At 61.1% G+C, this 26,213-nt stretch carries 23 protein-coding genes; 5 read left to right on the plus strand and 18 right to left on the minus strand.

Features of this window, described 5'->3' with window-relative positions; genetic code table 11:
• The first annotated feature begins 178 nt into the window (after nt 1-178).
• From ATF69_RS12570 to ATF69_RS12590, 4 genes are all read left to right on the plus strand, one after another.
• Nucleotides 179-877, plus strand: coding sequence for an IPTL-CTERM sorting domain-containing protein (locus tag ATF69_RS12570; protein ID WP_244303722.1), 699 nt, complete (start codon nt 179-181; stop codon nt 875-877).
• A gap of 957 nt (nt 878-1,834) precedes the next feature.
• On the plus strand, nt 1,835-2,884 hold the full coding sequence (locus ATF69_RS12580) for a tetratricopeptide repeat-containing glycosyltransferase (protein WP_146871182.1): 1,050 nt from the start codon (nt 1,835-1,837) through the stop codon (nt 2,882-2,884).
• 43 nt (nt 2,885-2,927) lie between these two features.
• Nucleotides 2,928-3,992: a PLP-dependent cysteine synthase family protein gene (locus ATF69_RS12585; protein WP_146871183.1), complete on the plus strand. Its 1,065-nt coding sequence runs from the start codon at nt 2,928-2,930 to the stop codon at nt 3,990-3,992.
• A gap of 20 nt (nt 3,993-4,012) precedes the next feature.
• A complete protein-coding gene (locus tag ATF69_RS12590; protein ID WP_425291776.1) occupies nt 4,013-5,182 on the plus strand; it encodes a lipocalin-like domain-containing protein in 1,170 nt (389 codons plus the stop codon).
• A gap of 56 nt (nt 5,183-5,238) precedes the next feature.
• Here the strand turns inward: ATF69_RS12590 and ATF69_RS12595 are convergent, their stop codons facing one another.
• From ATF69_RS12595 to ATF69_RS12615, 5 genes are all read right to left on the minus strand, one after another.
• Nucleotides 5,239-6,240, minus strand: a complete 1,002-nt coding sequence (locus ATF69_RS12595) for a branched-chain amino acid ABC transporter permease (protein WP_056747694.1) — start codon at nt 6,238-6,240, stop codon at nt 5,239-5,241.
• Between the two features lie 12 nt (nt 6,241-6,252).
• Nucleotides 6,253-7,137 (minus strand): branched-chain amino acid ABC transporter permease, encoded by an 885-nt coding sequence (locus tag ATF69_RS12600; RefSeq protein ID WP_056747693.1) that lies wholly within the window; start codon nt 7,135-7,137, stop codon nt 6,253-6,255.
• A 98-nt stretch (nt 7,138-7,235) separates the two neighbouring features.
• Nucleotides 7,236-8,432 carry an ABC transporter substrate-binding protein gene (locus ATF69_RS12605; protein ID WP_099729744.1) on the minus strand — a complete coding sequence of 399 codons (1,197 nt, stop codon included), beginning with the start codon at nt 8,430-8,432 and terminating at the stop codon, nt 7,236-7,238.
• 59 nt (nt 8,433-8,491) lie between these two features.
• A complete protein-coding gene (locus ATF69_RS12610; protein WP_056747689.1) occupies nt 8,492-9,205 on the minus strand; it encodes an ABC transporter ATP-binding protein in 714 nt (237 codons plus the stop codon).
• Nucleotides 9,205-9,975 (minus strand): ABC transporter ATP-binding protein, encoded by a 771-nt coding sequence (locus ATF69_RS12615; RefSeq protein ID WP_146871185.1) that lies wholly within the window; start codon nt 9,973-9,975, stop codon nt 9,205-9,207. Before ATF69_RS12615 ends, ATF69_RS12610 begins: the two co-directional genes overlap by 1 nt.
• A 378-nt stretch (nt 9,976-10,353) precedes the next feature.
• On the opposite strand from ATF69_RS12615, the gene ATF69_RS12620 reads away from it, so the two are divergent.
• Nucleotides 10,354-12,189, plus strand: coding sequence for an ABC transporter transmembrane domain-containing protein (locus tag ATF69_RS12620; protein ID WP_146871186.1), 1,836 nt, complete (start codon nt 10,354-10,356; stop codon nt 12,187-12,189).
• Between the two features lie 47 nt (nt 12,190-12,236).
• On the opposite strand, the gene ATF69_RS12625 is transcribed toward ATF69_RS12620, so the two are convergent.
• The 13 genes from ATF69_RS12625 to ATF69_RS12685 form a co-directional block, all read right to left on the minus strand.
• A complete protein-coding gene (locus ATF69_RS12625; protein ID WP_146871187.1) occupies nt 12,237-12,719 on the minus strand; it encodes a DUF1178 family protein in 483 nt (160 codons plus the stop codon).
• Nucleotides 12,720-12,895: 176 nt separating this feature from the next.
• Complete coding sequence (locus tag ATF69_RS12630; RefSeq protein ID WP_056061582.1) at nt 12,896-13,201, minus strand: DUF2818 family protein; 306 nt, start codon at nt 13,199-13,201, stop codon at nt 12,896-12,898.
• Nucleotides 13,202-13,274: 73 nt separating this feature from the next.
• Entirely contained in the window at nt 13,275-14,768 is a 1,494-nt protein-coding gene (gene nuoN, locus ATF69_RS12635; protein ID WP_146871188.1) for an NADH-quinone oxidoreductase subunit NuoN, read from the minus strand.
• A 29-nt stretch (nt 14,769-14,797) separates the two neighbouring features.
• Nucleotides 14,798-16,273 (minus strand): NADH-quinone oxidoreductase subunit M, encoded by a 1,476-nt coding sequence (locus ATF69_RS12640; protein ID WP_146871189.1) that lies wholly within the window; start codon nt 16,271-16,273, stop codon nt 14,798-14,800.
• Between the two features lie 13 nt (nt 16,274-16,286).
• Nucleotides 16,287-18,308 carry an NADH-quinone oxidoreductase subunit L gene (gene nuoL, locus ATF69_RS12645; RefSeq protein WP_158641485.1) on the minus strand — a complete coding sequence of 674 codons (2,022 nt, stop codon included), beginning with the start codon at nt 18,306-18,308 and terminating at the stop codon, nt 16,287-16,289.
• A 31-nt stretch (nt 18,309-18,339) separates the two neighbouring features.
• The gene (nuoK, locus tag ATF69_RS12650; protein ID WP_005793248.1) at nt 18,340-18,648 is read right to left on the minus strand and encodes an NADH-quinone oxidoreductase subunit NuoK; all 309 of its coding nucleotides are present in this window, start codon (nt 18,646-18,648) and stop codon (nt 18,340-18,342) included.
• The gene (locus ATF69_RS12655; protein WP_056747683.1) at nt 18,645-19,313 is read right to left on the minus strand and encodes an NADH-quinone oxidoreductase subunit J; all 669 of its coding nucleotides are present in this window, start codon (nt 19,311-19,313) and stop codon (nt 18,645-18,647) included. The genes nuoK and ATF69_RS12655 overlap by 4 nt, the downstream gene beginning before the upstream one ends.
• 50 nt (nt 19,314-19,363) lie before the next feature.
• Complete coding sequence (nuoI, locus tag ATF69_RS12660) at nt 19,364-19,876, minus strand: NADH-quinone oxidoreductase subunit NuoI (RefSeq protein WP_010463942.1); 513 nt, start codon at nt 19,874-19,876, stop codon at nt 19,364-19,366.
• A 12-nt stretch (nt 19,877-19,888) separates the two neighbouring features.
• Nucleotides 19,889-20,971, minus strand: a complete 1,083-nt coding sequence (nuoH, locus tag ATF69_RS12665; RefSeq protein WP_056061569.1) for an NADH-quinone oxidoreductase subunit NuoH — start codon at nt 20,969-20,971, stop codon at nt 19,889-19,891.
• Nucleotides 20,968-23,100 carry an NADH-quinone oxidoreductase subunit NuoG gene (gene nuoG, locus ATF69_RS12670; RefSeq protein ID WP_146871190.1) on the minus strand — a complete coding sequence of 711 codons (2,133 nt, stop codon included), beginning with the start codon at nt 23,098-23,100 and terminating at the stop codon, nt 20,968-20,970. The genes nuoH and nuoG overlap by 4 nt, the downstream gene beginning before the upstream one ends.
• A gap of 14 nt (nt 23,101-23,114) precedes the next feature.
• Nucleotides 23,115-24,470 (minus strand): NADH-quinone oxidoreductase subunit NuoF, encoded by a 1,356-nt coding sequence (gene nuoF / locus ATF69_RS12675; protein ID WP_056061561.1) that lies wholly within the window; start codon nt 24,468-24,470, stop codon nt 23,115-23,117.
• On the minus strand, nt 24,470-24,958 hold the full coding sequence (gene nuoE / locus ATF69_RS12680; RefSeq protein ID WP_056061558.1) for an NADH-quinone oxidoreductase subunit NuoE: 489 nt from the start codon (nt 24,956-24,958) through the stop codon (nt 24,470-24,472). The genes nuoF and nuoE overlap by 1 nt, the downstream gene beginning before the upstream one ends.
• Complete coding sequence (locus tag ATF69_RS12685) at nt 24,955-26,208, minus strand: NADH-quinone oxidoreductase subunit D (RefSeq protein WP_056061550.1); 1,254 nt, start codon at nt 26,206-26,208, stop codon at nt 24,955-24,957. Before ATF69_RS12685 ends, nuoE begins: the two co-directional genes overlap by 4 nt.
• Nucleotides 26,209-26,213: the final 5 nt, after the last annotated feature.

Below are 26,213 nucleotides of genomic sequence, written 5' to 3' on the forward strand. Positions count from 1 at the left end.
TTTGCAATCTCGGAAGATTTTGATAATCATCCTTTGAAATGCCAGCGCAAGCGACATAGAAGCGCAGGTGGCGGCAAGGCGTGACCAGCGTTGTCCGCCACGCCCCGGGCACAGTCACGTGGCAATGCAAGACTGAGCTGCCGCGTACATAACGTACATAAGAGTAAGAGGGAAATCCATGAAATCAGTATTCCGGCATATGGCCGCCGCAGCCGTGCTCTGTTGCGGCCTCATCGCCCCCGCGTGGTCACAATATGTCGTGGGCGCTGGCGCTTCGATTGACATGTCCGGAGGAGGCTCTTGGGATATCGGCTGCCTCCCCGTGCAGGTGGAAGGCTCCCTGATCATCGGTGCCGGCCAGTTCTCGACAGGCAGCAACCTCGACATCGCTGGCTCGGGGGTTTTCAACGGCGGCACCGGCCTGCTTCAAGTGGGCGGCAACCTGAGCAGCTTCGGCACGTTTAACCCCGAGACCGGCTCTGTGGTGCTCACAGACGGATGCATAGGCAATACCAGCCAGCTTTCAGGCACCTTGGTGTTTCGCAATCTGACTTTGTCTAGCTCCACGGGACGTACCTTTGTCATTCCGGCAGGTACCAACATCACCGTGTTGGGGACCCTGACGCTTCAAGGAGCACCGGGACAAAACATCCAGCTGATCTCTTCGGGTGGCGGCACTGCCGTCATCAACCTCGGGCCCGGCGCAACAGTCAACCGCACCTTCGCCACTGTGGCGGGTAACGTTCAAATCGGCGCGGCCGTTGCGGCCAGCAGCATCCCGACACTCAGCGAGTACGGCTTGATGCTTCTGGCACTCCTGATGGGCATGGCTGCCTTCTGGCACCACCGCCGTGGTGCCACAACACCGCACGCTTGATATCTGCAACCAGGAGCGATTTGCCATGACATTCCCCTTCCATCCCCTTCGCCTGATGGTTGCACTGAGCGCAGCCTATGCCTTGCACACGCCGCTGGCCCTGGCCGCCGACATCTCCGCCACTGTCCCCAGTGGTGGTGGCTTTGTGATCAAGAACTCCGCCGGCACCCAGGAACGCTTTCGGGTACAGGACAGTGGTGAAGTGCGGGCCCCGGGCCTGAGCGGCGCAACGCCCAACACCAGTCTCACCTGCTTTGATGCTCCCACAGGTCGCCTGGGCCCTTGCGCCAGCGGTATCGGCACTGGCGCCACCGGTGCAACAGGCCCGACAGGCGCTACTGGAGCCATTGGAACGACCGGCCCCACAGGCAGCGCGGGAGCAGCAGGTGCCACTGGGGCAACTGGCGCAACGGGACCCACCGGGGCCACGGGCGCCACCGGTGCCACGGGAGCAGGCGCTACCGGTGCAACCGGCCCAACCGGTGCAACAGGCCCTGTGGGAGCCGCTGGAGCGGTGGGCCCCACAGGCGCCACCGGGGCCGACAGCACTGTGCCCGGACCACAGGGCACCCAGGGGATTCAGGGGATTCCAGGTCCTACGGGGCCGACCGGCCCCACAGGCAGCGCTACCGTATCGTTGACAGAGTATTCCAACGGATCCAATTGCGACAACGTCACACCACCGTACACGGTCCAGGTAGAAGCCACCTGTGGCGCAGGAAAAGCTGTGGTCAGTGGCGGATGTGAGACGGCCTCCCCGCGCGACGACGTGTTTTCGATCAGCAAACGCGTGGGCACAGACAAGTGGAGCTGTACCTTCTCTTGTGGAAGTGCGAGCGCCATCACAGCCTACGCCTACTGCCAATAAGGGGCGCCACCGCCGCCATTCGCACACGGACGAAATCGATCTTCAACCACGCGCTGCAATCATTGGCTCCGCTCCGCATTTGCCTGAACATGATCGTGAAGGACGAGGCACCGGTGATCACCCGGTGCCTCGCTTCGGTGAAGCACTGGATAGACCATTGGGTCATCGTTGATACGGGCTCTACCGATGACACACAGGACATCGTCCGTGAGTTCATGCGAGACATTCCCGGCACTCTGCATGAGCGCCCCTGGAAGAACTTTGCGCACAACCGCAACGAAGCACTGGAGCTGGCACGCCCTCATGGCGACTACCTGCTCTTCATTGATGCCGATGAGCAACTGCGCGTATCGCCAGACTTTGTCTGGCCCGCGCTCTCGGCCGATGGGTACACCCTCACCTGCCATATGGACGGCTGGGAATACCAGCGCAACAGCCTGGTGGCCACACGCATCGGCTGGCGCTGGGAGGGTGTGCTGCACGAGTACCTTACGGCCAAGCAGCATGGCCCCTGGCAGACCCTGCAAGGGCCCGTCATCCACGTATCCCACGATGGCGCCCGCGCGCGCGACCCGGAGACCTACCTGCGCGACATGGCGCTGCTGGAACAGGCAGTGCGGGATGACCCCACGAATACACGCAACGTTTTTTACCTTGCCCAGAGCTGCCGCGATGCCGGGAAAATCGAACCCAGCTTGCAGTGGTACCAGCGACGGGTTGACATGGGGGGGTGGGACGAAGAACGCTGGTATGCCCTGTTCCAGATCGCCGTGCTGCATGAGCGCAACCAGGCCCCACCCACCACCGTGCGCAATGCTTATCTGGCTGCCTACGCGGCCCGCCCGCAGAGAGCTGAGCCCCTGTGCGAACTGGCCCGCTATCACCGCGAACGGGCCGAACATGCACTTGCCACCGTGTTTGCCTTGCAGGCGTCACAGATTCCGCAACCTGCGGACATTCTTTTTGTGGATACACAGGTGTACGCATGGCGTGCACTGGATGAACTGGCCGTCAGTGCCTTCTACACCCCCCACCGAGACCTGGGCCGTGCTGCGCTGCAGCGGCTGCTGGCCGAGCGCCGATACCCGACGGACCAAGCCCAACGCATTGAAGCAAATCAGGCGTTCTACGGACTGTGACCTCCAGCACGGTACAGGCTGAAGGCGCTGCGACAATGCGCACATGCAGATCCCGCCCTCCCCTACTCGATGGCTCCACGAAGCCATCGCCCGCATCGAAGCAGACTACCAGCGCAGCGCTGACACCCACCTGATCCCACTGCGCCTGCCCGCGTTTGCCGCACATGGCATTGACCTGTACCTCAAGGACGAATCCACCCACCCCACGGGCAGCCTCAAGCACCGGCTGGCGCGGTCGCTGTTTCTGTATGCGCTGTGCAATGGCTGGGTGCATGAGGGCTCGACCATCGTCGAGTCGTCCAGCGGCTCCACAGCGGTGAGTGAGGCTTACTTTGCCCGGCTGCTCGGCCTGCCGTTTGTGGCGGTGATGCCGCGCAGCACGTCACCCGAGAAAGTGGCGCAGATCGAGTTCCATGGCGGGCGTTGCCACTTTGTGGACAGCGCGGGCGCTGTGTATGACGCGGCCCGTGCGATTGCCGGGGAGACCGGCGGCCACTACATGGACCAGTTCACGTACGCCGAGCGCGCGACCGACTGGCGGGGCAATAACAACATTGCCGAGAGCATGTTCACGCAGATGGCGCGCGAGCCGCACCCTGTGCCGCGCTGGATTGTGGTGGGCGCGGGCACGGGTGGCACCAGTGCGACCATTGGCCGCTATGTGCGCTACCAGCGCCATGCCACGCAGGTGTGTGTGGCCGACCCGGCGGGGTCGGTGTTCAGCGCCTACCACCGCACAGGCGATGCCCAGCTGACGGCGCCAGGATCGCGCATTGAAGGCATTGGGCGCCCGCGTGTGGAGCCGAGCTTCATCCGCACGCTGGTGGACCGCATGGTGGATGTGGCGGACTGCGAATCCATCGCCGCCATGCGCGCGCTGTCGCAGTTGCTGGGGCGGCGCGTGGGCCCGTCCACGGGCACCAACTTTGTGGCCATGCTCACGCTGGCCAGCGAGATGCGCGAGCGGGGCGAGCGCGGCTCCATCCTGTCGCTGCTGTGTGATGCGGGCGAACGGTATCTGCCCACGTACTTCGACACGGCATGGGTGGACCGCACGTTTGGCGATTGCTCGGCTGCGCAGCAGAAGGTGGATGGCCTGATCGGCTGATGCCAGCCACGCACTGCACCATGCCCTCCCACCCATTGCCCCCAGGTTCTTTGCCGCTTGCCCCCGGTCCCATGGTCACGCGCCGGCGGTGGCTGGCGCAACAGATGCACTGGGGCCTGGCCGCCATCGGGGCTGCGGGGTGGTTGCCCCTTTCCGCGCATGCCTTGCCTGCACGCACGCTGGCCTTTCCGCGCGACCACGGCAGCCACCCGGAGCTGCGCACCGAGTGGTGGTACATCACCGGCCATGTGCAGGCGCAGGGGCAGCCCTGGGGTTTTCAGATCACGTTCTTCCGCTCGCGGGTGGATGGCACGCAGCAGTTGCAGTCCGCCTTTGCGGCCAAACACCTGCTGTTTGCGCACGCCGCCATCACCGATGTGCGAGGCCAGCAGCTGGTGCATGACCAGCGGATTGCGCGTGCCGGTTTTGGGGTGGCGCAGGCCAGTGAGGCCGACACCCGCATCCGCCTGCAGGACTGGACGCTGGAGCGCAGCGACACATCGCGCGGCAAGTCAGACTTTGCAGCCAGCCGCTACACCACCCACATCGTGGGCAGCGATTTTGGGCTGGACCTGGTGTTTGACAGCACCCAGCCCGTGCTGCTGCAGGGGCAGCAAGGGCTGTCCCGCAAGGGGCCGGACGCCGAGCAGGCCAGCTACTACTACAGCCAGCCCCAGCTCGCCGTCAGCGGCACCTTGCAGGTGGGCAACAAACGCATGGCGGTGACACCCGACACGGGCCGCGCCTGGATGGACCACGAGTGGAGCGAGGCACTGCTGCACCCCGACGCGCAGGGGTGGGACTGGATCGGCATGAACCTGCACGACGGCAGCGCGCTCACGGCATTCCGACTGCGGCGGGCCGATGGATCAGCGCTGTGGGCTGGGGGATCGTGGCGGGCACCCGGGCAGCCGGTGCAGGTGTTTGGGGCGCAGTCTGTGGCGTTCACCCCCATGCGGTGGTGGACCAGCCCACGCAGTGGCGCGCGCTACCCGGTGCAATGGCAGGTGCAGACGCCCGCAGGCAGCTTTGCAGTGAACGCGCTGCTGGACAGCCAGGAGCTGGACAGCAGCGGATCGACGGGTGCGATCTATTGGGAAGGGCTGTCGGACCTGATGGGTGCCACAGGCCAGCCCGTGGGCAGGGGTTACCTGGAGATGACTGGATACGCAAAGCCGCTGCGCCTGTGAAGGCTGCAGCGGCTTGATGTCAGAAAGATACCGCCAGATCGGGCGGCGTCACCCCCTCAATGCTTGGCGGAGTTGCCTGCGCGGCGCTGCGCCAGCCAGGCGATGATCTCGCCCATGATGCCGCGGCGGAAGGCCAGCACGCAGATCACGAAGATCAGGCCCGTGACCATGGTGACGGATTCGCCCAGGGTCTTGAACCATTCCACGCTGGTCAGTGCGGCCAGCAGGTTGCCGAATTCGCCGATCTTGTTCTCCAGCAGCACCACCACGGCCGAGCCGATGAGCGGGCCCGACAGCGTGCCCAGGCCGCCTACCAGCGTCATCAGGATGACCTGGCCCGACGCGGTCCAGTGCACATCGGACAGCGTGGCAAAGCCGAGCACCAGGGTCTTGAGAGAGCCTGCAAGGCCCGCCAGAGCCGCCGACAACACAAAGGCCAGCAGCTTGAAGCGGTGCGTGTCATAGCCCAGCGAGATCGCGCGGGGCTCGTTCTCCTTGATGCCCTTGAGCACCTGGCCAAACGGCGAGTGGATGGTGCGCACGATCAGCAAGAACGCTGCGACCACGATGACCAGCGCGACGTAGTACATGACGAGGTCGCTTTGCAGATCGATCACGCCAAACAGCTTGCCGCGCGGCACACCCTGCAAGCCGTCCTCACCACCCGTGAAGGGGGCTTGGAGACAGGCGAAGAACAGCATCTGCGCCAGCGCCAGCGTGATCATGGAGAAGTAGATGCCCTGGCGGCGAATGGCCAGCCAGCCAAACAGCAGGCCCAGCAGCGCGCCACCGGCGGTGCCGAGCAGCAGGCCCACTTCAGGCGTCAGGCCCCACACCTTGATGGCGTGGCCAGCCACATAGGCGGCGCCACCGAGGAAGGCCGCATGGCCAAAAGACAGCAGGCCGGTGTAACCGAGCAGCAGGTTGAACGCGGAAGCAAACAGTGCAAAGCACATGAGCTTCATCACGAAGACGGGATAGGCGCCGAGAAAAGGCGCGGCAATGAGGGCCAGCAACAGCAGGCCGTAACCAATGGTGGCAGTGTTCTTGGAATTCATGCTGGCGGCCCCTTATTTTTCTTTGCCGAACAGGCCGGCGGGGCGAATGAGAAGAACGATGACCATGATGACAAACACCACGGTGGAAGACGCTTCGGGGTAGAACACCTTGGTGAAACCTTCGATCACTCCCAGGCCCAGCCCGGTCAAGATGGAGCCCATGATGGAGCCCATGCCGCCAATCACCACCACGGCAAACACCACGATGATCAGGTTCTGGCCCATGAGCGGGGTGACCTGGTACACGGGGGCGGCCAGCACACCGGCAAAGGCGGCCAGTGCGGCACCAAAGGCGTAGGTCAGGGTCACCATCACCGGCACGTTGATGCCGAAGGCCTCCACCAGGCGCGGGTTTTCGGTACCGGCACGCAGATAGGCGCCGAGCTTGGTTTTTTCGATCACATACCAGGTGGCCAGACAGATCACCACCGACGCGACCACCACCCAAGCGCGGTAGTTGGGCATGATCATGAAGCCGAGATTGGTCGCGCCTTCCAGCAGTTCGGGTGTGTCGTAGCCCAGGCCCGACACGCCATAGATGGAGCGGAACACGCCTTCGATCAGCAGGGTCAGGCCCAGCGTGAGCAGCAGCCCGTACAGGTGATCAAGCTTGTAGATCCAGCGCAGCAGCAAGCGCTCGATCAGCACCCCGAACAGCCCCACCACGAGCGGCGCCAGCACCAGCATCAACCAGTAGTTGATGCCGAAGTAGTTCATGGCCATCCATGTCAGCAATGCCCCGGTCATGAACAGTGCACCGTGCGCAAAGTTGATGACGTTGAGCAGGCCGAAGATCACAGCCAGCCCCAGGCTGAGGATTGCGTAGAACGATCCGTTGACCAGCCCCAGAAGGAGCTGGCTCAACAGGCCGGGCAATGAGACACCAAAGATTTCCATGGGAGGCAGCAGCAGGTGGAGAGAGTTCAGGTCAGAGGACCACACCGGGCCCGGCGCCCCGCAGGGACAGCCAGGCCGGTGTGCGCCCTCTCAGGGGTTTACTTCCAGAGCGGGCACTTGCTCTCGGCCTTGGTGGTGAACACCGAGTCACCAGGCAGCTTCTTGATCAGCTTGTAGTAGTCCCAGGGCTTGGTGGACTCTGCGGGCTTCTTCACTTCCATCAGGTACATGTCGTGCACATAGCGGCCATCAGGACGAATCTGACCAGAGGCGAAGAAGTCATTCATCTTCATCTTGCGCCAGGTTTCCATGACCTTGTCGGCATCCACCGACTTGGCTGCTTCCACGGCCTTGAGGTAGTTCATGGTGGCTGAATAGTCAGCAGCTTGAATTTCACCAGGCATGCGCTTGGTTTTCTCGAAGAAGCGGGCAGAGAACTTGCGGGTCTCGTCGTTCAGGTCCCAGTACCAGCTGGTGGTGAACTGCAGGCCTTCGGTATTGCGCAGGCCCAGGCTGTGCACGTCGGAGATGAAGATCAGCAGGCCGGCGAGCTTCATGCTCTTGCCGATGCCGAACTCCTTGGCAGCCTTGATGGAGTTGATGGTGTCACCACCTGCATTGGCCAGGCCCAGGATCTGTGCCTTGGAGTTCTGTGCCTGCAGCAGGAAGGACGAGAAGTCGGACGCGTTCAGCGGGTGGCGCACGGCACCCACCACATTGCCGCCCTTGGCCTTGACCACTGAGGTAGTGTCGGCCTCGAGCGCATGGCCGAAGGCATAGTCTGCCGTCAGGAAGTACCAGCTCTTGCCACCGCCATCCACAATGGCCGAGCCAGTGCCCTTGGCCAGCGCCACGGTGTCATACGCATAGTGGACGGTGTAAGGCGAGCACTGTTCGTTGGTCAATGCCGAACTGGCAGCGCCGTTGTTGATGTAGACGCGCTTCTTCTCGGCGGCTACCTTGGCAATGGCCAGTGCGGTGCCGGAGTTGGTGCCACCAAACACCATGGTCAGGCCCTGGGTGTCGATCCACTCGCGGGCCTTGGAGGCTGCGATGTCGGCCTTGTTCTGGTGGTCGGCGCTCATCAGTTCGATGGGCATGCCCAGCACCTTGCCGCCAAAGTCATCAATGGCCATCTGGATGGCGACTGCGCCGTTCTTGCCTTCCACGTCCGCGTACAGGCTGGACATGTCGGTGATGAAACCGATCTTGACCTTGTCCTGTGCGTGCGCGGCCGAGGTGGCCAAGCCTGCAACGCCCAGCATCAGTGCCAGCACTTTGAGTTGTTTCTTCATGGATTTGTCTCCTGTGGGTGTGGTGGAAGAAAGCGGTAGGGAAAGGGTGTGGGCGTGGCTCAGACGCCCAGCAGTTCGTTGAGCACAGGCATCTTGGCTTCCAGCTCGGCAGCGCCGAACTTCTCCACGATGCGGCCGTGCTCCATCACGTAGAACCGGTCGGCCAGCGGTGCGGCAAAACGGAAGTTCTGCTCAACCATGACCACGGTGTAGCCCTTCTGGCGCAGCATGGTGATCATGCGGGCCAGGGCCTGCACAATGACGGGCGCCAGGCCTTCGGAGATTTCATCGAGCAGCAGCAGGTTGGCGCCGGTGCGCAGGATGCGGGCCACGGCCAGCATCTGCTGTTCACCGCCCGACAGGCGCGTGCCCTGGCTGTTCTTGCGCTCGGCCAGGTTGGGGAACATGGCGTAGATCTCCTGCACCGACATGCCCGGCGTGCCCGTCTTGAGGGCGGGTGGCAGCAGCAGGTTTTCTTCGCACGACAGGCTGGAGAAAATGCCACGCTCTTCAGGGCAGTAGCCCACGCCCAGGTGCGCAATACGGTGCGTGGGCATGTTCACGGTTTCCACGCCGTTGATCTTGACCGAACCCTTGCGCGCACCGGTCAGCCCCATGATGGCGCGCATGGTGGTGGTGCGGCCTGCACCGTTGCGGCCCAGCAGCGTGACCACCTCGCCCGGCTGGACGACGATGTCCACGCCGTGCAGCACATGCGACTCGCCGTACCAGGCTTCGAGGTTCTTGATTTCGAGTGCGGGAGCGCCAGCCATCAGTGCGCTCCCTGCAGTTGGCCGTCGGTCGTGCCCATGTAGGCTTCCATGACTTGGGGGTTGTTGGAGACTTCTGCGTAGGGGCCTTCGGCCAGCACGGCGCCGCGCTGCAGCACGGTGATACGGTCTGCGATGGTCGACACCACCTTCATGTTGTGTTCCACCATCAGGATGGTGCGGCCTGCCGAGACCTTCTTGATGAGCTGGGTAACGCGGTCCACGTCTTCGTGGCCCATGCCCTGCGTGGGCTCGTCCAGCAGCATCAACTCGGGCTCCATGGACAGCGTGGTCGCGATCTCCAGTGCGCGCTTGCGGCCGTAGGGCAGGTTCACGGTCACTTCATCGGCCAGGTCTTCCAGTCCCACCTCGGTCAGCAATTGCATGGCGCGGTCGTCCAGTCGCCGCAGGGTGCGCTCGCTGCGCCAGAAATGGAACGAAGTGCCCAGCTTGCGCTGCAGGCCCAGGCGCACGTTCTCGATGAGTGTCAGGTGCGGGAACACGGCCGAGATCTGGAACGAGCGGATCACTCCACGGCGCGCAATCTGTGCGGGCTGCTCCCGCGTGATGTCATGCCCGTTGAAGCGGATCACACCCGAAGTCGGCTCCAGAAACTTGGTGAGCAGGTTGAAGCACGTGGTCTTGCCTGCACCGTTGGGGCCGATCAGCGCGTGGATGGACCCGCGCCGAACGGCCAGGTTCACGTCACTGACGGCGGTGAAGCCCTTGAACTCTTTGGTCAGGCTGTTGGTTTCAAGAATGACGTCGCTCATTGCGCCTTGGCCGCTCCGTAAGGTGCTGAAATGAGGAGCCTTGCAACAAGGTCTCCGGGGAGGTTGGATCGCAACGCATCGTATGTCTCCCTACCCCGCGGTAGATACTGGGACTAATGCCTATGTATAAATGCCTACGTACCCGCCCTGAGGGCGCATGGCGCTGGGGATGTACGGGCGCGGGCAGCGCGCCAATGCTCAATCTGGCGCCGTGGCAGGCACAGAAGACCACACGCGGTGGTGGTGCAGCGCCGCGCCCATCACTGACTTTTTACTGACAAGCCTTGGTATTCACCGCCGTGGGCACCACTTATAACCATAGAGGGGCCTGACCGCGCTCCTTCTGCGGCACCCAGCTGCGCCGCCTACACTGCCACGATGCCCTCCCCCTCCTCCTCCACACCCGCCCGTGGCGCCCCCCGCTCGCTCACGGGACTGCTGCCCTTTTTGCGCCCTTATCGGGCGCGCATTGCACTGTCGCTGGTGTTCCTGGTGCTGGCGGCATTGGCCACACTGGCGTTTCCCATGGCACTGCGCAATCTCATCGATGGAGGCCTGGTCTCTGCAACGGGTGACCGGGGAGCGCAGGCCATGGCCCTTCGCGGGCATTTTGAAGAGCTGTTTGCGGTGGCCATGGCACTGGGCGGGTTTTCGGCCGCGCGCTTTTATATGGTGAGCTGGCTTGGCGAGCGCGTTACCGCTGACCTGCGCAACGCCGTCTACAGCCATGTGCTGCAGCAAAGCCCCCAGTTCTTCGAGACCACCCAAACCGGCGAGGTGCTGTCGCGGCTGACGTCGGACACGACGCTGGTGCAGACCGTGGTCGGCTCATCGCTGTCCATGGGGCTGCGCAATGCGGTTCTGGGTCTGGGTGCCCTGGTCATGCTGGTGTGGACGAATCCCTATGTGATGTCGGTGGTACTGCTGGCCGTCGTGCTGGTGGTGCTGCCCACGATGTGGATCGGTCGCAGGGTGCGCCGATTGTCACGCGACAGCCAGGACCGCGTGGCCGACTCCAGCGCCATCGCGGCCGAAGTGCTCAACGCCATCCCGGTGGTGCAGAGCTATACCGCTGAGCCACGCGAGGCCTCAAGGTTTGCGCGGGCCACGGAAGACGCCTTTCGCGCGGCGGTCAAGCGCACCAAGGCACGCGCCTTGCTCGTGGCCTTCATCATCATCGCCAACGCGGCCCTTCTGCTGTGGGGGTTGTACCGGGGCACAGAAGCCGTGCTGGCAGGGCAGATGAGTGCGGGCCACCTGGGCCAGACCGTGGTGTACGTGATTCTGCTGGCGAGCGCGGTGGCAGTATTGGGGGAAGTGTACGGAGACCTGCTGCGTGCTGCCGGTGCCACCGAGCGCTTGATGGAATTGCTGTCGAGCCGTTCCCCCGTGGCAAACCCTGCGACACCCAAGCGGCTGCCCACTTCGGATCAAGGGCTGGAGGTGCAGTTTGACAACGTGCAGTTTCACTACCCGTCGCGCCCGAACCAGCCCGCGCTGCAGAACTTCTCTCTGCACCTGTCACCCGGAGAGACCGTGGCACTGGTGGGCGCCAGCGGGGCAGGCAAGACCACGGTGTTTCAGTTGCTGCAGCGCTTTTATGACGTGGATGGGGGCAATGAAGGGGGTGCTCAAGGTTCACGAGAGAGAGGCATCCTGTTGAACGGCGTGGACATCCGCGACCTGAGCCTGGACACACTGCGCGCCCATACGGGCACCGTGCCCCAGGATGCCGTGATTTTCTCCGCCTCGGCCATGGACAACGTCCGCTATGGCAGTCCGGATGCCTCCGACGAAGAGGTCATGGCGGCCACCCGGGCTGCCTTTGCGCATGACTTCATCGCAGCCCTGCCCGAGGGCTACCACACGTTTCTGGGCGAACGGGGTGTACGCCTGTCGGGCGGCCAGCGCCAGCGTATCGCCATTGCCCGAGCCATGCTCAAAAATCCGCCCCTGTTGCTGCTGGACGAGGCCACCAGCGCACTGGACGCAGAAAGTGAGCGCATGGTGCAGGCCGCGCTGGACACCGCCATGCAGCGCCACACTGGCAGAAGGACCACGCTGGTGATCGCCCACCGCCTGGCCACGGTACAAAATGCCGACCGCATCGTGGTGCTGGACCACGGTCAGATCGTGGAGCAAGGCACCCATAGCGCATTGATGGCACAAGGTGGGGTGTATGCGCGTCTGGCTGCACTGCAGTTCACCAGTTGATCCCGGCACCATTCCGCAAGGTTTACCCCCAGGACCGGGTGCAGTGGCTACTGCAGGGTTTCCTTGACTGCCGCTGGCAGCGGCATGACGGCAATGCCCTCATCCAGCAACTGCAACGCCTCCTGCGCGGTGGCCTGGCCACGAATGGCCCGATCCTGAACCTCGCCGTGGTGCATGCGCCTGGCTTCGTCGGCAAACCGGGAGCCGACATCTTCGGTATTCGCGACGACCTTGCGGGCCAGCTCCAGCCACGCTACCTGTAGTGCTGGGGGAAGCGTCGATGCCTCGACCTGCGCGCTGGAAACAGCATGTGAAACAGAAGTTGTGCCGGGCGGTGCCGCCGCAGCTGCGGCGGGCTCACGGGCGCCCAGATTCAGGCGCGGCGCGCTCAGCCGCTTGTCGATATGGACGTCTGCGCACAAAGGGCACTGCACCAACCCGCGCTGCTTCTGGCTCTGAAAGTCATCTTCAGAACCAAACCAGCCTTCAAACACATGGCCGTGCTGACATTGGAGATCCAGTACCTTCATAAGATGCATCGTACGCTGGTGAGCGCAATCCCATGATGGGCGCTACCAGGCACATCAACGTCCAGGTGCAGAGTTGTGTTCAGAAGTGCTCCACCCCATCTGCCGGCCTACAGCTGGCAACGGGGAAGTGCCCTCAAGGCTTTGTCGAATGGCTCTGCCCGGAACCGACCGCTGCTTCAACCGTGGCGCCGCAGCAGATACCGATAGACAAACCCGGGGAAGGCCAGCGTGAGAAACATGGTGCCGGTGATGGCGTAAAACTCCCAGCCCTGAGGTGCAATTTGGCCTGCACGACGCTCCAATAACAGAGCCATCCCGCCCACCAAGAAGTACAAAACGATCAGTTCGGCCATGCGCCCGACCAGAGGCTTGCCGTTGGCGACGGAGGGGCCCACCACCAGCCAGCGCTGATTGACGAAGGGCAGATTGGCGGCAATCAAAGCCGCCACAATCACAAGCCAAACCGAACCGGTAAGTGACACAGAGGAACTGATCGAGGCAGCAAATTGGGAATGGGAGCAGTAGCCCGCGCGGCGTGTGCGCGCAGGCTACCGATCAGGTCGCCAGTGCGCGGACCACGGCGTCGGCACACAGGGCCATCAAACCGCCTGGCAGCAAGCCCAACACCAGCACCAAAGCGCCGTTGATGGTCAGCACCACGCGCACATCGGCGGGCGCCGATACATTGGTAGCGGTCAGGGGCGCGTCGAAATACATGACTTTCACCACCCGCAGGTAGTAGAACGCACCGATCAACGACATGATCACGGCAAACACAGCCATCGCCATGTAGATGTTCTGCCCCGAAGCGATCAGGGCTTGAAGAACCGCCAGCTTGGCATAAAAGCCCACCAGAGGAGGAATACCTGCCATGGAGAACAGGCAGACAGCCATCACGCCAGCGTACAGGGGGCTTCGCTGGTTGAGGCCTGCGAAATCGGAAATCTCTTCGCTCTCAAAACCTTCCCGGGCCAGCAGCAGGATCACACCAAAGGCCGCCAGCGTGGTCAACACATAGGTGATGACGTAGAACATCGAGGCGCTGTAGGCGTTCTCCACCGCAGTGGCGTCCACGTTGCCATTGATGACCCCGGACATCAGGCCCAGCAACACGAAGCCCATCTGGGAGATGGTGGAGTAGGCCAGCATGCGCTTGAGGTTGGTCTGCGCAATGGCTGCCAGGTTACCCACGAGCAAAGAACCAATCGCCAACACGGCCAGCATCTGTTGCCAGTCGATAGCCAGGGGCAGCAGACCATCCACCAGCAAACGGATGGTGATGGCAAATGCAGCCAGCTTGGGCGCACCACCAATCATCAGCGTCACTGCAGTGGGTGCGCCCTGGTAGACATCGGGAATCCACATGTGGAAGGGCACCACCCCCAGCTTGAAGGCCAGACCGGCTACCACAAACACCAAGCCGAACACCAGCACCTGATGCTTGATCTGACCGGAATTGACTGCCTTGAACACCTGACCAATATCCAGCGAACCCGTGGCACCGTACACCATGGACAACCCGTACAGCAGAAAGCCACTGGCCATGGCGCCCAGCACAAAATACTTCATGGCCGCTTCTGTAGCAGTAGCGTTGTCGCGACGCAATGCCACCAGGGCATAGCTCGACAGCGTGAGCAACTCAAGCCCCAGGTAGATCACCAGGAAGTTGTTGCCCGAGATCATGATGAACATGCCGAGCAAAGCGAACATGGACAGCGTGAAGAGCTCCCCCCCCCGCAACATGTCGCGGTCGGCAGCATAGGGGCGGCCATACACCAGGGTGACCATCATGGCCACGGTGGCAAAACACTTGAGCCAATTGCCCATGGCATCACTCACCACCATGTTGCCAAAACCGTAGAAGGTGTTACCGCTGCTGGCATACATGGCCTGCAGGGCAGCCACCACGGCCAGCGTGAGCATGGTCAGCACGTAGGTGCTGGTGCGACGAGGGCTGTGTACGCCCAGATCAACCAGCGCAATCACGCAGGCCATCGTCAACAGCACAATTTCGGGGTAAATCGCTAGCCAGCTGATGTTGTCAATCATCTCGAATCTCTCAGTTCAGTCTGGTCTGTTCAGTTCAGCTTGGTCTGCGCGACATGCTTGAGCAGTTCTGCCACCGAGGTGTCCATCACGTCGGTGAACGGACGGGGGTAGAGGCCCATGGCCAGCACCGCGATGCCCAGTACAGCAAGCACCAGGAACTCGCGGCTGTCGATGTCCGTCAAGCCCTTGACGTTGTCATTGCCCACGGGGCCCAGGTACACACGCTTGAACATCCACAGGGTGTAAGCAGCACCAAAAATCAGCGCAGTGGCGGCAGCCAGACCGATCCAGAAATTGGCCTTGACGGCACCCAGGATCACCATCCACTCACCCACAAAACCGGCCGTACCCGGCAGACCGCAGTTGGCCATGGCAAACAGCAGGGCAAACGCCGTGAAGTTCGGCATGGTGTTGACCACACCACCATAGGCGGCGATTTCACGGGAGTGCACGCGGTCGTACAAGACACCGATGGACAAGAACATCGCACCGGACACAAAACCGTGCGCAATCATCTGGACAATACCGCCGGACACGCCCAGATCGTTGAAGATGAAAAAGCCCAAGGTCACAAAACCCATGTGCGCCACCGACGAGTAAGCCACCAGCTTCTTCATGTCCTTCTGGACCATGGCCACCAGGCCCACATAGATCACGGCGATCAGCGACAAGGCAATCATCAGCCAAGCCCACTGGCGTGCAGCGTCAGGAGCGATTGGCAGCGAAAATCGCAGAAAACCGTAGGCACCCAGTTTCAGCATGATGGCGGCCAGCACTGCTGAACCGCCCGTAGGCGCCTCCACGTGCACATCGGGCAGCCAGGTGTGGACGGGCCACATGGGCACCTTCACAGCAAAGGCGGCAAAGAATGCGAAGAACAGCAGGGTCTGTGCACGTCCGCTCAACGGCAGCTGATGCCAGGTCGCAATGTCAAAGCTGCCACCCGACTGGTTGTACAGGTAGATCAGCGCGATGAGCATCAACAGCGACCCGAGCAGCGTATACAGGAAGAACTTGAACGCTGCGTAGATCTTATTGGGGCCGCCCCAGATGCCGATGATCAGATACATCGGGATCAGCGTTGCCTCAAAGAACACATAGAACAGAATGCCATCGAGTGCGCTGAACACACCGATCATGAGCCCCGAAAGGATCAGGAAAGCGCCCATGTACTGGTTCACGCGCTCCGTGATCGACTCCCAGGAAGCAATCACCACAATGACGGTGATGAATGCTGTCAGCGGCACGAACCAGAAGGAAATGCCGTCCACCCCAAGGTGGTAGTGGACGTTGAAGCGCTCGATCCAGTCAGCCTTCTCCACAAACTGCATGGCTGCTGTACCCAGCTTGAAGCCATCGTACAAAGGCAGCGTGACCAGGAAGCCGATCAGCGCGCCGACGAGCGCCAGCCAGCGCACGGCACGCGCGTGCTCATCGCGCCCCATGGCGAGCAACAGCACGCCAAACGCAATCGGTGTCCAGATTGCAAGACTCAACAGACCCATTTTTATTCTTCTCCTACTTGTTGAGCCAGACGAAATACGTCATGAGCACGAAAACACCCAGGATCATGACCAGCGCATAGTGGTAGATGAACCCCGACTGCACCCAACGCACAACACCGGCCACCCACCGCACCAGCTTCCAGGACCCGTTGACCAGGGCGCCATCGATCACAGCCTGATCCCCGCCCTTCCAGAGACCCACGCCCAGCGCACGTGCACCACGGGCCAGAATGTTCTCGTTGATCCAGTCGAGGTAGTACTTGTTTTCAAGCAATGTGTAGATGGGCTGTACGCGCGCCTTGATCGCCGTGGGCAACGCAGGATTGACCATGTACATGTAGTACGAAAGCGCAACACCTGCCAATGCGAGCCAGAACGGCGCCGTCTGCAGACCATGCAATGCCATGGCCCAGGCGCTGTGGAAATGCTCCGCCATGTGTGCCATGGAAGGATGCTTGGCCGCATCCACAAAAATGACATCCTTGAAGAAGTCCCCAAACAGCATGGGCTGGATGAATAGAAAACCCACCACCACCGAAGGAATGGCCAACAGCACCAGAGGCACCGTCACCACCCAGGGAGACTCGTGCGGTTCGTGGTGATCATCGTGGCCGTGGCCATGGTGATCGTCGTGGTGGGCATCCGGATTCTGGTCGTAACGCTCCTTGCCATGGAAGACCAGGAAGTACATGCGGAAGGAATAGAACGCCGTGATGAACACACCTGCGAGCACTGCGAAATGTGCAAAACCGGCTGCTGGCAGATGGCTGAAGTGCACCGCCTCAATGATGCTGTCCTTGGAATAGAAACCCGAGAACAGCGGCGTGCCGATCAGGGCCATCGAACCCAGCAGCGAGGTGATCCAGGTGATGGGCATGTGCTTGCGCACACCGCCCATCCAGCGGATGTCCTGGTTGTGGTGCATGCCCATGATGACCGAGCCTGCGCCCAGGAACAACAAGGCTTTGAAGAACGCATGGGTCATCAGGTGGAACACAGCCACCGAGTACGCCGAGGCGCCAAGCGCTACTGTCATGTAGCCGAGCTGCGAAAGCGTCGAGTACGCCACCACGCGCTTGATGTCGTTCTGGATGATGCCCAGGAAACCCATGAACAATGCTGTGATGGCACCGATCACCAGGATGAAGTTGAGCGCAGTGTCCGACAGCTCGAACAGAGGCGACATGCGCGACACCATGAAGATTCCGGCGGTCACCATGGTGGCAGCGTGGATCAGAGCGGAGATGGGAGTCGGACCCTCCATCGAATCAGGCAGCCAGACGTGCAAGGGAAACTGCGCTGACTTGCCCATAGCGCCGATGAACAGGCAGATGCAGATCACCGTGACGAGCATCCAGCTGGTGCCGGGGAACGACAGAGAGCCCAGTTCACCCGCCTTGGCGAAGATCTCGCCATAGTTCAAGGTGCCGGTATACGCTGCGATCAGGCCAATGCCCAGAATGAAGCCAAAGTCGCCGACACGATTGATCAGAAACGCCTTCATGTTGGCGAAGATGGCAGAAGGCTTGTTGAACCAGAACCCGATGAGCAGGTAGGACACCAGACCCACGGCTTCCCAGCCGAAGAACAGCTGCAGCAGGTTGTTGCTCATGACGAGCATGAGCATGGAGAAGGTGAACAGCGAAATGTAGGCAAAGAAGCGGTTGTAGCCCTCGTCTTCTTCCATGTAGCCAATGGTGTAGATGTGAACCATCAGCGACACAAAGGTCACCACCACCATCATCATCGCCGTGAGGCTGTCGATCAGGAAGCCCACTTCCATCTTCAAGCCACCCACCACCATCCAGGTGTACAGGGTTTCATTGAACCGGGCACCATCGAGCGCCACGCTCTTGAGCGTCATCGCCGAGAGGATGAAAGCAACCAGCACCCCGAGGATGGTCAGGGTATGGCTCAGGCGACGACCGATCCAGTTACCACCGAAGGTCGTACCGAAGACGCCGGCCAGTAAGGCGCCTGCCAGCGGTGCCAACGGCACTGCCAGGAGGGTTGAAGCAGAGAGGGTTTGACTCATTCTTGAGAACCTTGGGAATACTCGCGACCCATCAACCCTTGAGGGTGTTGAGGTCTTCCGCGTTGATACTGGATTTGTTGCGGAACAGCAGCACCAGGATGGCCAGGCCAATCGCCGATTCAGCGGCTGCCACGGTCAGGATAAAGAACACGAACACCTGGCCGTGCATGTCTCCCAGGTAGTGGGAGAACGCCACGAAGTTCATGTTCACGGCCAGCAGCATGAGCTCGATCGCCATCAGCAGCACGATCAGGTTCTTGCGGTTCAGGAATATGCCGATCACAGCGAGTGCAAACAGCATGGCGCCCAGCGACAAAAAGTGGCCCAGAGTCAATGTCATGCTTTTTTCTCCTCAGCAGCAGCTTGCGCAGGCTCTTCAGCAGCAGGCTTTTGGGTGGCGGCCACCTTGACCACTGCCAGACGATCGGCCGCACGCACTCGGATCTGCATTGAAGGATTGATGGCCTTGCTGTCCTTGCGCTGACGCAGGGTCAGTGCGATGGCAGCCACCATGGCCACCAGCAAAATGACTGCAGCAATCTCAACGGGATACAGATACTGGGTGTACAGCAGCTTGCCCAACGCCTTGGTGTTGGAGTACGGGACCACATGACCAGCGGCATCGACCATGGCAGCGACGGCCTTGGGCTCTTCCATGCCGCGGAATCCGCCCATCAACACGGCAGCCATTTCCAGGGCGATGACCGCCCCAATGAGGGCCGCCAAAGGGAAATGCTTCCAGAACCCCTTGCGTACGGTATCGATATGAATGTCCAGCATCATCACCACGAACAGGAAGAGCACCATGACCGCGCCCAGGTACACCAGCACCAGCGCAATTGCCAGGAACTCTGCCTTGAGCAACAGCCAGACAGCCGCCGCCTGCGAGAACGCAAGGATGAGATACAGCACTGCATGCACAGGGTTGCGTGCAGTGATCACCCGGAAGGCTGCAAACAGCAACACCACCGAGAAGAGATAGAAGAAACCAGTCTTGGCGTCCATGAATCGGGTCTTTATAGAAAGTCTGGCAAAGAGGCTGAACCCCGTACCGCTCAGCGGTACTTGGCGTCTGCAGCCTTGGCTGCCGCAATTTCACCTTCGTACCGGTCGCCCACAGCCAAGAGCATGTCCTTCGTGAAATACAGGTCACCACGCTTTTCGCCGTGGTATTCAAAGATGTGTGTCTCGACAATCGAATCGACCGGACAGCTCTCTTCGCAGAACCCGCAGAAGATGCACTTGGTCAGGTCGATGTCATAGCGCGTGGTGCGACGCGAACCATCTGCTCGCACATCCGATTCGATGGTGATGGCCATCGCAGGGCATACGGCTTCGCACAGCTTGCAAGCGATGCAACGCTCCTCGCCGTTGTCATAACGGCGAAGTGCATGCAGGCCACGGAAGCGTGGCGACAAAGGCGTCTTCTCTTCGGGAAACTGCACGGTCACCTTGCGGCGAAACGCATAGCGGCCAGTCAGGGCCATCCCCTTGAGCAACTCCACGAGCATGAAGCTCTTGAAGAAATCCTTGAACGAAAAAGGTGCAGCAGCAGCAACAGCAGTCATTTGTGTCCCCGCTTATTTCCAGATATTCCAAGGCGAGAGCAACCACCCGCCAACAAACAACAAGTACACCAGCGTGACCGGAATGAAGATCTTCCAGCCCAGACGCATGATCTGGTCGTACCGGAACCGCGGGAAGGTAGCCCGGATCCAGATGAACATGGATACCACAAGGAAGGTCTTGAGACCCAGCCAGATCCAGCCTGGAATCCAGTTGAACACCGCGCTATCGATGGGAGACAGCCAGCCGCCCAGGAACATGAGAGCCGCCAGGATGGACACGAGCCACATGCTGGCGTACTCGGCCAGGAAGAAGATCGCGAAGCCCATACCGGAGTACTCGACCATGTGGCCGGCCACGATTTCTGCCTCGCCTTCCACCACGTCGAAGGGATGGCGGTTGGTTTCTGCCACGCCAGAGATCAGGTACACAAGGAAGATCGGCAGCAGGGGCAGCCAATTCCAGGACAGGAACGTCAGGCCCTTGTCTGCGGCCATGCCCCGCCCCTGACCCAGCACGATTTCCGTCAGGTTCATACTGCCCGACACCATGATCACGACGAGGAAACAAAAGCCCATCGCGATTTCGTAGCTCACCATCTGTGCCGAGGCCCGCAGTGCGCCCAAGAATGCGTACTTGGAGTTGGAAGCCCAGCCCGCAATGATCACGCCATAGACTTCGATGGAAGTGATGGCCATCACCAACAACAGACCAGCATTCACATTCGCCAAGGCCACATCGGGGCCGAAAGGAATGGCCACCCAGGCAGCCAGGGCCGGCATGATGGCCATGACGGGCCCGAGAACAAACAGGCCCTTGCTGGCCGCCGTAGGCTGGATGATTTCCTTGGTCAGCAGCTTCAGTGCGTCAGCAATGGGCTGCAGCAGCCCCATCGGTCCCACGCGGTTGGGACCGTGGCGCACTTGCATGAAGCCCAGCAGCTTACGCTCCCACAAAGTGAGGTAAGCCACGGCACCCATGAGCGGCGCCAAGATGCAGACGATCTTGATCAGTATCCAGAGCACTGGCCAGACGATGCCGGTCCACCACCCAAAGGAGAGCAGGTTCAGGCCCGCGTTGTAGATCGCGTCGATCATGCGGCCACTCCTTCGCGTGCCATGCGTGCGTCGGCAGTGAGCTGCAGCGACGTAGAACGGCGCACCAAGCCGTCCAGTTGATAGATGGATGCCACGACCGGATCACCAGCTGCAGCCGTTGCGGCTGGCGGCGCCTTCACTGCATTCGACAACTGTGCGGCGGGCACCTGCGTAACGGCACCGGCAGCAGCGTTCGTCGCACGAGCCAGGACGTCCTGGGAGGTCTCAAAGTCAAAGCCTGGCACACCCAGCAGGTTGGCCAGCACGCGCAGAACCTTCCAAGCGGGACGGGTATCGCCCAGAGGGCGCACCACGGCGTGGAAACCCTGTATGCGTCCCTCGGCGTTGACAAAGCTGCCCGAGGTTTCCGTGAACGGAGCAATTGGCAACAAAACGTCACTGAACTCCATGTTGGCCTTGAAGGGGCTCAACGTGACCACCATTTCTGCACCAGCAAGAGCAGTTGCAGCTTGAGCACCCGTCGCAGAATCATGGACAGGCTCGGTGTTCAGCAGCACCGCCGCCTTCAAACCACCGGAGAGCATTTGAGCCGCATTCAGTCCATCGTTGACAGGGTGAGCGCCCGCAAACTGCGCGCCCACCGTATTGGCGGCCTCAGTCAGGTAGCCCACCGTTGCACCGGTGTTCTCTGCAATCCAGTTGGCCCATGCCAGCAACTGCGTAGCTTGCGCGTGGTGCGCCGCCGCATTGCCCAGCAACACCGCCTTGCGCTCGCCGCCCAGCAGCGAGCGGGCGATGGCCTGGGCAGCCTCGTTGGCCGCGCTGGCACCTTGCGGAGCGGCAATGCCCTTTTCATGGGCGATGGCGGAAGCAATGCCTCCGAGCATATCGACCCACTGGCCGGCACCTTGTGCCACAAATGTCTGCACCGGCATGGCCCAGTCATGGGATACCGAAGCGATGGCACTGACCTGGCAGCCATGGCGGGCCGCCTGACGGATGCGCTGCGCAAACAACGGATGGTCCTTGCGCAGGTTGGAACCCACGACCAGCACGCGCTGGAGCGTGGACAACGAAGCGATGGACGTACCGAGCCAGCGAATACCTTCGGGAGCAGCGAACTCGGCGTTGCGCAGACGATAGTCGATGTTGTCGCTACCAAGACCGCGCACCAGGGCGCTGGCCAGATACAGCTCTTCCAACGTACTGTGAGGACTCACCAGCGCACCAATGCTGGCAGCGCCGTGGTCGTTCTTGATGTTCTTGAGGCCATTGGCCACGTATTCCAACGCAGTCTGCCAGTCCACTTCCTTCCACACCCCGCCCTGCTTGAGCATGGGCCGGGTCAGGCGGTCGTCACCGTTGAGCGCTTCATAGGAGAAACGGTCGCGGTCGGCAATCCAGCATTCGTTGACAGCCTCGTTTTCAAACGGGACAACGCGCATGACCTTGTGGTTCTTGACCTGAACAATCAGGTTGGCGCCGGTGGAGTCATGTGGACTCACCGAGCGGCGGCGCGACAGTTCCCAGGTGCGGGCGCTGTAACGGAAAGGCTTGCTGGTCAATGCACCCACGGGGCAGATGTCGATCATGTTGCCCGACAGTTCGGAGTCCACCGTGTCGCCGGTGACCGTGGTGATTTCAGAATGCTCGCCACGATGGATCATGCCGAGTTCCATCACGCCCGCCACTTCCTGGCCGAAGCGCACGCAACGGGTGCAGTGGATGCAGCGGCTCATCTCCTCCATGGAGATCAGCGGGCCCACGTCCTTGTGTAACACCACGCGCTTTTCTTCCTCGTACCGCGAGGAGGAGCCACCGTAGCCCACGGCCAGATCCTGCAACTGGCACTCGCCGCCCTGGTCGCAAATGGGGCAGTCCAGAGGGTGGTTGATGAGCAGAAACTCCATGACCGACTGCTGCGCCTTGATGGCTTTGTCGCTCTTTGTACGCACGATCATGCCCTGCGTGACCGGCGTGGCACAGGCTGGCATGGGCTTGGGAGCCTTCTCCACGTCCACCAGGCACATGCGGCAGTTGGCGGCGATCGAAAGCTTCTTGTGATAGCAGAAATGCGGAATGTAAGTGCCAGCCTTTTCAGCCGCATGCATCACCATGCAGCCCTCGGCGACTTCCACTTTCTGACCGTCCAGTTCAATTTCAACCATATGTTTTCTCGCGATCAGACGGAAGTCGCGGCTTGTGGAGCCTTGTTCCGGATCAGTGCCTCAAACTCGGGACGGAAGTGTTTGATCATGGCACGCACAGGCATGGCGGCAGCATCACCCAGCGCACAGATGGTGCGGCCCTGGATGTTGTCCGCCACCGAATTGAGCAGATCCAGGTCACCCTCACGACCCTGGCCATGCTGGATGCGATCGATCACGCGCCACATCCATCCCGTGCCTTCACGGCAGGGCGTGCACTGGCCGCAGGATTCATGCGAATAGAAATACGACAGGCGCAGCAGACTTTCGACCATGCTCCGGGAATCGTCCATGACGATCACGGCACCAGAGCCCAGCATGGAGCCAGCCTTGGCGATTGAGTCGTAGTCCATCGTGCATTCCATGATGACGGATGCAGGCAGGACAGGGGCCGATGAACCACCAGGAATCACCGCCTTGAGTTGACGGCCTTTGCGCACGCCACCGGCCAGTTCCAGCAGCTTGGCAAATGGGGTACCCAACGGCACCTCATAGTTGCCTGGTTTTTCGACGTCACCAGACACCGAGAAAATCTTGGTGCCGCCGTTGTTGGGCTTGCCGCACTCCAGATAAGCCGCACCGCCATTGCGGATGATCCAAGGCACAGCCGCAAAGGTTTCCGTGTTGTTGATGGTGGTGGGCTTGCCATACAAGCCAAAGCTGGCCGGAAACGGTGGCTTGAAACGGGGTTGCCCCTTTTTCCCTTCCAGCGATTCGAGCAATGCAGTTTCTTCACCACAAATGTAGGCACCAAAACCGTGGGCTGCGTGCAGCTGAAAGCTGAAACTGCTGCCCAGGATGTTGTCGCCCAGATAACCTGCTGCCCGCGCTTCTTCCAGAGCGGCTTCAAACCGTTCGTAGGTCTGGAAGATCTCGCCATGGATGTAGTTGTAGCCCACCGAGATGCCCATCGCATAGGCTGCGATGATCATGCCTTCGATGACGATGTGCGGGTTGAACTGCAGGATGTCACGGTCCTTGCAGGTACCAGGCTCACCCTCATCGGAATTGCACACCAGATACTTCTGGCCAGGGAACGAGCGGGGCATGAAGCTCCACTTGAGACCCGTAGGAAAGCCTGCACCACCCCGACCACGCAAGCCAGACTCCTTGACAGTGGCAATGACCTGATCCTGCGTCAGGCCCTCTTCACCGTCCTTGCCCAGGATACGACGCAGCGCCTGATAGCCACCACGCGCTTCGTAGTCCTTGATGCTCCAGTTGCTGCCATTCAGGCCCACATAGATTTGGGGGTTGATATGGCGGTCGTGGAAACAGGTCTGAACACCCGTAGCCTGGAACTGGGAAAGTATTTGTGCTGCCGTGGTCATCACTGGCCCTCCGCGGCCCGCAGGCCGTCAACGAGCTGGTCGAGCTTGTCGTTGTCCATGAAGCTGCACATCGTGCGATCGTTCACCAGCATCACAGGCGCATCAGCGCAAGCACCCAGACATTCGCATTGCTGCAGAGTGAACAGGCCGTCAGGTGTGGTCTCACCCATCGAAACACCCAGCTTCTTTTCCAGGTGATGCAGCGCCTTTTGCCCGTCGCGCAGCTGGCAGGGCAGATTGGTGCACACGTTGAGCTTGTACTTGCCCACCGGTTGCTGGTTGTACATGTTGTAGAAGGTCGTGACTTCGTGCACAGCGATCTGAGCCATGCCCAAATAGTCGGCGATCACTGCCTCGCTCTCGGCGCTGACATAGCCCTGTTCTTGCTGAACGATGGACAAGCAAGCCATAACCGCAGACTGCTTCTGGTCCGCAGGGTACTTGGCCACTTCGCGCGCAAACCGCGCCTTGGTCGCTTCGGTAATCATCGGTCAATCTCTCCGAACACGATATCCATGGTGCCAATGATGGCGACAGCATCCGCGATCATGTGGCCACGCGCCATTTCGTCGAGCGTCGCCAGATGCGCAAAACCCGGCGCCCGGATCTTGAGTCGGTAAGGCTTGTTGGCACCATCACTCACCAGATAAATACCGAATTCGCCCTTGGGATGTTCCACCGCCGCATAGGCCTCGCCTTCCGGCACGTGGAAACCTTCCGTGAAAAGCTTGAAATGGTGGATCAGCTCTTCCATGTTCGACTTCATGGATTCACGCGCAGGCGCAGCCACCTTGTGGTTGTCCGTGATCACAGGACCGGGGTTGGCCTTGAGCCAGTCCACGCATTGCTTGATGATGCGATTGGACTCGCGCATTTCCTGCACACGCACCAGGTAGCGGTCGTAGCAGTCACCGGTCTTGCCCACCGGCACATCGAAATCCACACGGTCGTATACGTCGTATGGCTGGGTCTTGCGCAAGTCCCAGGCGATACCGGAGCCACGGAGCATGGGGCCAGTCATACCCAGATTCAGGGCCCGCTCGGGCGGCACCACGCCGATGCCTACCGTTCGCTGCTTCCAGATGCGGTTGTCGGTGAGCAGCGTTTCGTACTCGTCCACACAGCCTGGGAAACGCTGGGTGAAATCGTCGATGAAGTCCAGCAGAGACCCTTGACGATTCTGGTTCAACGCCTCCAGCGCCTTGGCATTCTTGATCTTGCTGACCTTGTACTGCGGCATGCTGTCGGGCAGATCGCGGTAGACGCCGCCCGGGCGGAAATAGGCCGCATGCATGCGCGCGCCAGAAACCGCCTCATACATGTCGAACAGGTCTTCACGCTCGCGGAAGGTGTAGATCAGGATGGTGGAGCTGCCGCAGTCGTTACCGTGCGAGCCCAACCACATGAGGTGGTTCAGCAAGCGCGTGATCTCGGAGAACATCACGCGGATGTACTGCGCGCGCACCGGCACTTCCAGGCCCAGCAGCTTCTCGATGGCAAGGCAGTAGGCGTGCTCGTTGCACATCATCGACACGTAGTCCAGCCGGTCCATGTAGGGCAGTGACTGGATGTAGGTCTTGTGCTCGGCCAGCTTCTCGGTGGCGCGATGGAGCAGACCGATATGCGGGTCAGCGCGTTGCACAACCTCGCCGTCCAGCTCCAGCACCAGGCGCAACACACCGTGCGCCGCAGGGTGCTGCGGACCAAAGTTCAGGGAGTAGTTCTTGATTTCAGCCATGATGG

Origin of the sequence: Acidovorax delafieldii (assembly GCF_007993815.1) — a bacterium.
In the GTDB taxonomy this organism is placed as follows: domain Bacteria; phylum Pseudomonadota; class Gammaproteobacteria; order Burkholderiales; family Burkholderiaceae_C; genus Acidovorax; species Acidovorax delafieldii.

Bases quoted from the DNA above. Each gene is read 5' to 3' on its own strand.
- ATF69_RS12590 (WP_425291776.1), top strand. From the start codon at position 4,013: ATGCCCTCCCACCCATTGCCCCCAGGTTCTTTGCCGCTTGCCCCCGGT.
- ATF69_RS12585 (WP_146871183.1), top strand. From the start codon at position 2,928: ATGCAGATCCCGCCCTCCCCTACTCGATGGCTCCACGAAGCCATCGCC.
- ATF69_RS12600 (WP_056747693.1), bottom strand. From the start codon at position 7,137: ATGGAAATCTTTGGTGTCTCATTGCCCGGCCTGTTGAGCCAGCTCCTT.
- ATF69_RS12640 (WP_146871189.1), bottom strand. From the start codon at position 16,273: ATGGGTCTGTTGAGTCTTGCAATCTGGACACCGATTGCGTTTGGCGTG.
- nuoI (WP_010463942.1), bottom strand. From the start codon at position 19,876: ATGACTGCTGTTGCTGCTGCTGCACCTTTTTCGTTCAAGGATTTCTTC.
- ATF69_RS12595 (WP_056747694.1), bottom strand. From the start codon at position 6,240: ATGAATTCCAAGAACACTGCCACCATTGGTTACGGCCTGCTGTTGCTG.
- ATF69_RS12610 (WP_056747689.1), bottom strand. From the start codon at position 9,205: ATGGCTGGCGCTCCCGCACTCGAAATCAAGAACCTCGAAGCCTGGTAC.
- nuoF (WP_056061561.1), bottom strand. From the start codon at position 24,470: ATGACCACGGCAGCACAAATACTTTCCCAGTTCCAGGCTACGGGTGTT.
- ATF69_RS12605 (WP_099729744.1), bottom strand. From the start codon at position 8,432: ATGAAGAAACAACTCAAAGTGCTGGCACTGATGCTGGGCGTTGCAGGC.
- ATF69_RS12655 (WP_056747683.1), bottom strand. From the start codon at position 19,313: ATGGACGCCAAGACTGGTTTCTTCTATCTCTTCTCGGTGGTGTTGCTG.
- nuoK (WP_005793248.1), bottom strand. From the start codon at position 18,648: ATGACATTGACTCTGGGCCACTTTTTGTCGCTGGGCGCCATGCTGTTT.
- ATF69_RS12580 (WP_146871182.1), top strand. From the start codon at position 1,835: ATGATCGTGAAGGACGAGGCACCGGTGATCACCCGGTGCCTCGCTTCG.
- nuoN (WP_146871188.1), bottom strand. From the start codon at position 14,768: ATGATTGACAACATCAGCTGGCTAGCGATTTACCCCGAAATTGTGCTG.
- ATF69_RS12620 (WP_146871186.1), top strand. From the start codon at position 10,354: ATGCCCTCCCCCTCCTCCTCCACACCCGCCCGTGGCGCCCCCCGCTCG.
- nuoL (WP_158641485.1), bottom strand. From the start codon at position 18,308: ATGAGTCAAACCCTCTCTGCTTCAACCCTCCTGGCAGTGCCGTTGGCA.
- nuoH (WP_056061569.1), bottom strand. From the start codon at position 20,971: ATGATCGACGCGATCTACAACGCGGGCCTGAACCTGCTCTCCTTTGGG.
- ATF69_RS12615 (WP_146871185.1), bottom strand. From the start codon at position 9,975: ATGAGCGACGTCATTCTTGAAACCAACAGCCTGACCAAAGAGTTCAAG.
- ATF69_RS12570 (WP_244303722.1), top strand. From the start codon at position 179: ATGAAATCAGTATTCCGGCATATGGCCGCCGCAGCCGTGCTCTGTTGC.
- nuoE (WP_056061558.1), bottom strand. From the start codon at position 24,958: ATGATTACCGAAGCGACCAAGGCGCGGTTTGCGCGCGAAGTGGCCAAG.
- ATF69_RS12625 (WP_146871187.1), bottom strand. From the start codon at position 12,719: ATGAAGGTACTGGATCTCCAATGTCAGCACGGCCATGTGTTTGAAGGC.
- ATF69_RS12685 (WP_056061550.1), bottom strand. From the start codon at position 26,208: ATGGCTGAAATCAAGAACTACTCCCTGAACTTTGGTCCGCAGCACCCT.
- nuoG (WP_146871190.1), bottom strand. From the start codon at position 23,100: ATGGTTGAAATTGAACTGGACGGTCAGAAAGTGGAAGTCGCCGAGGGC.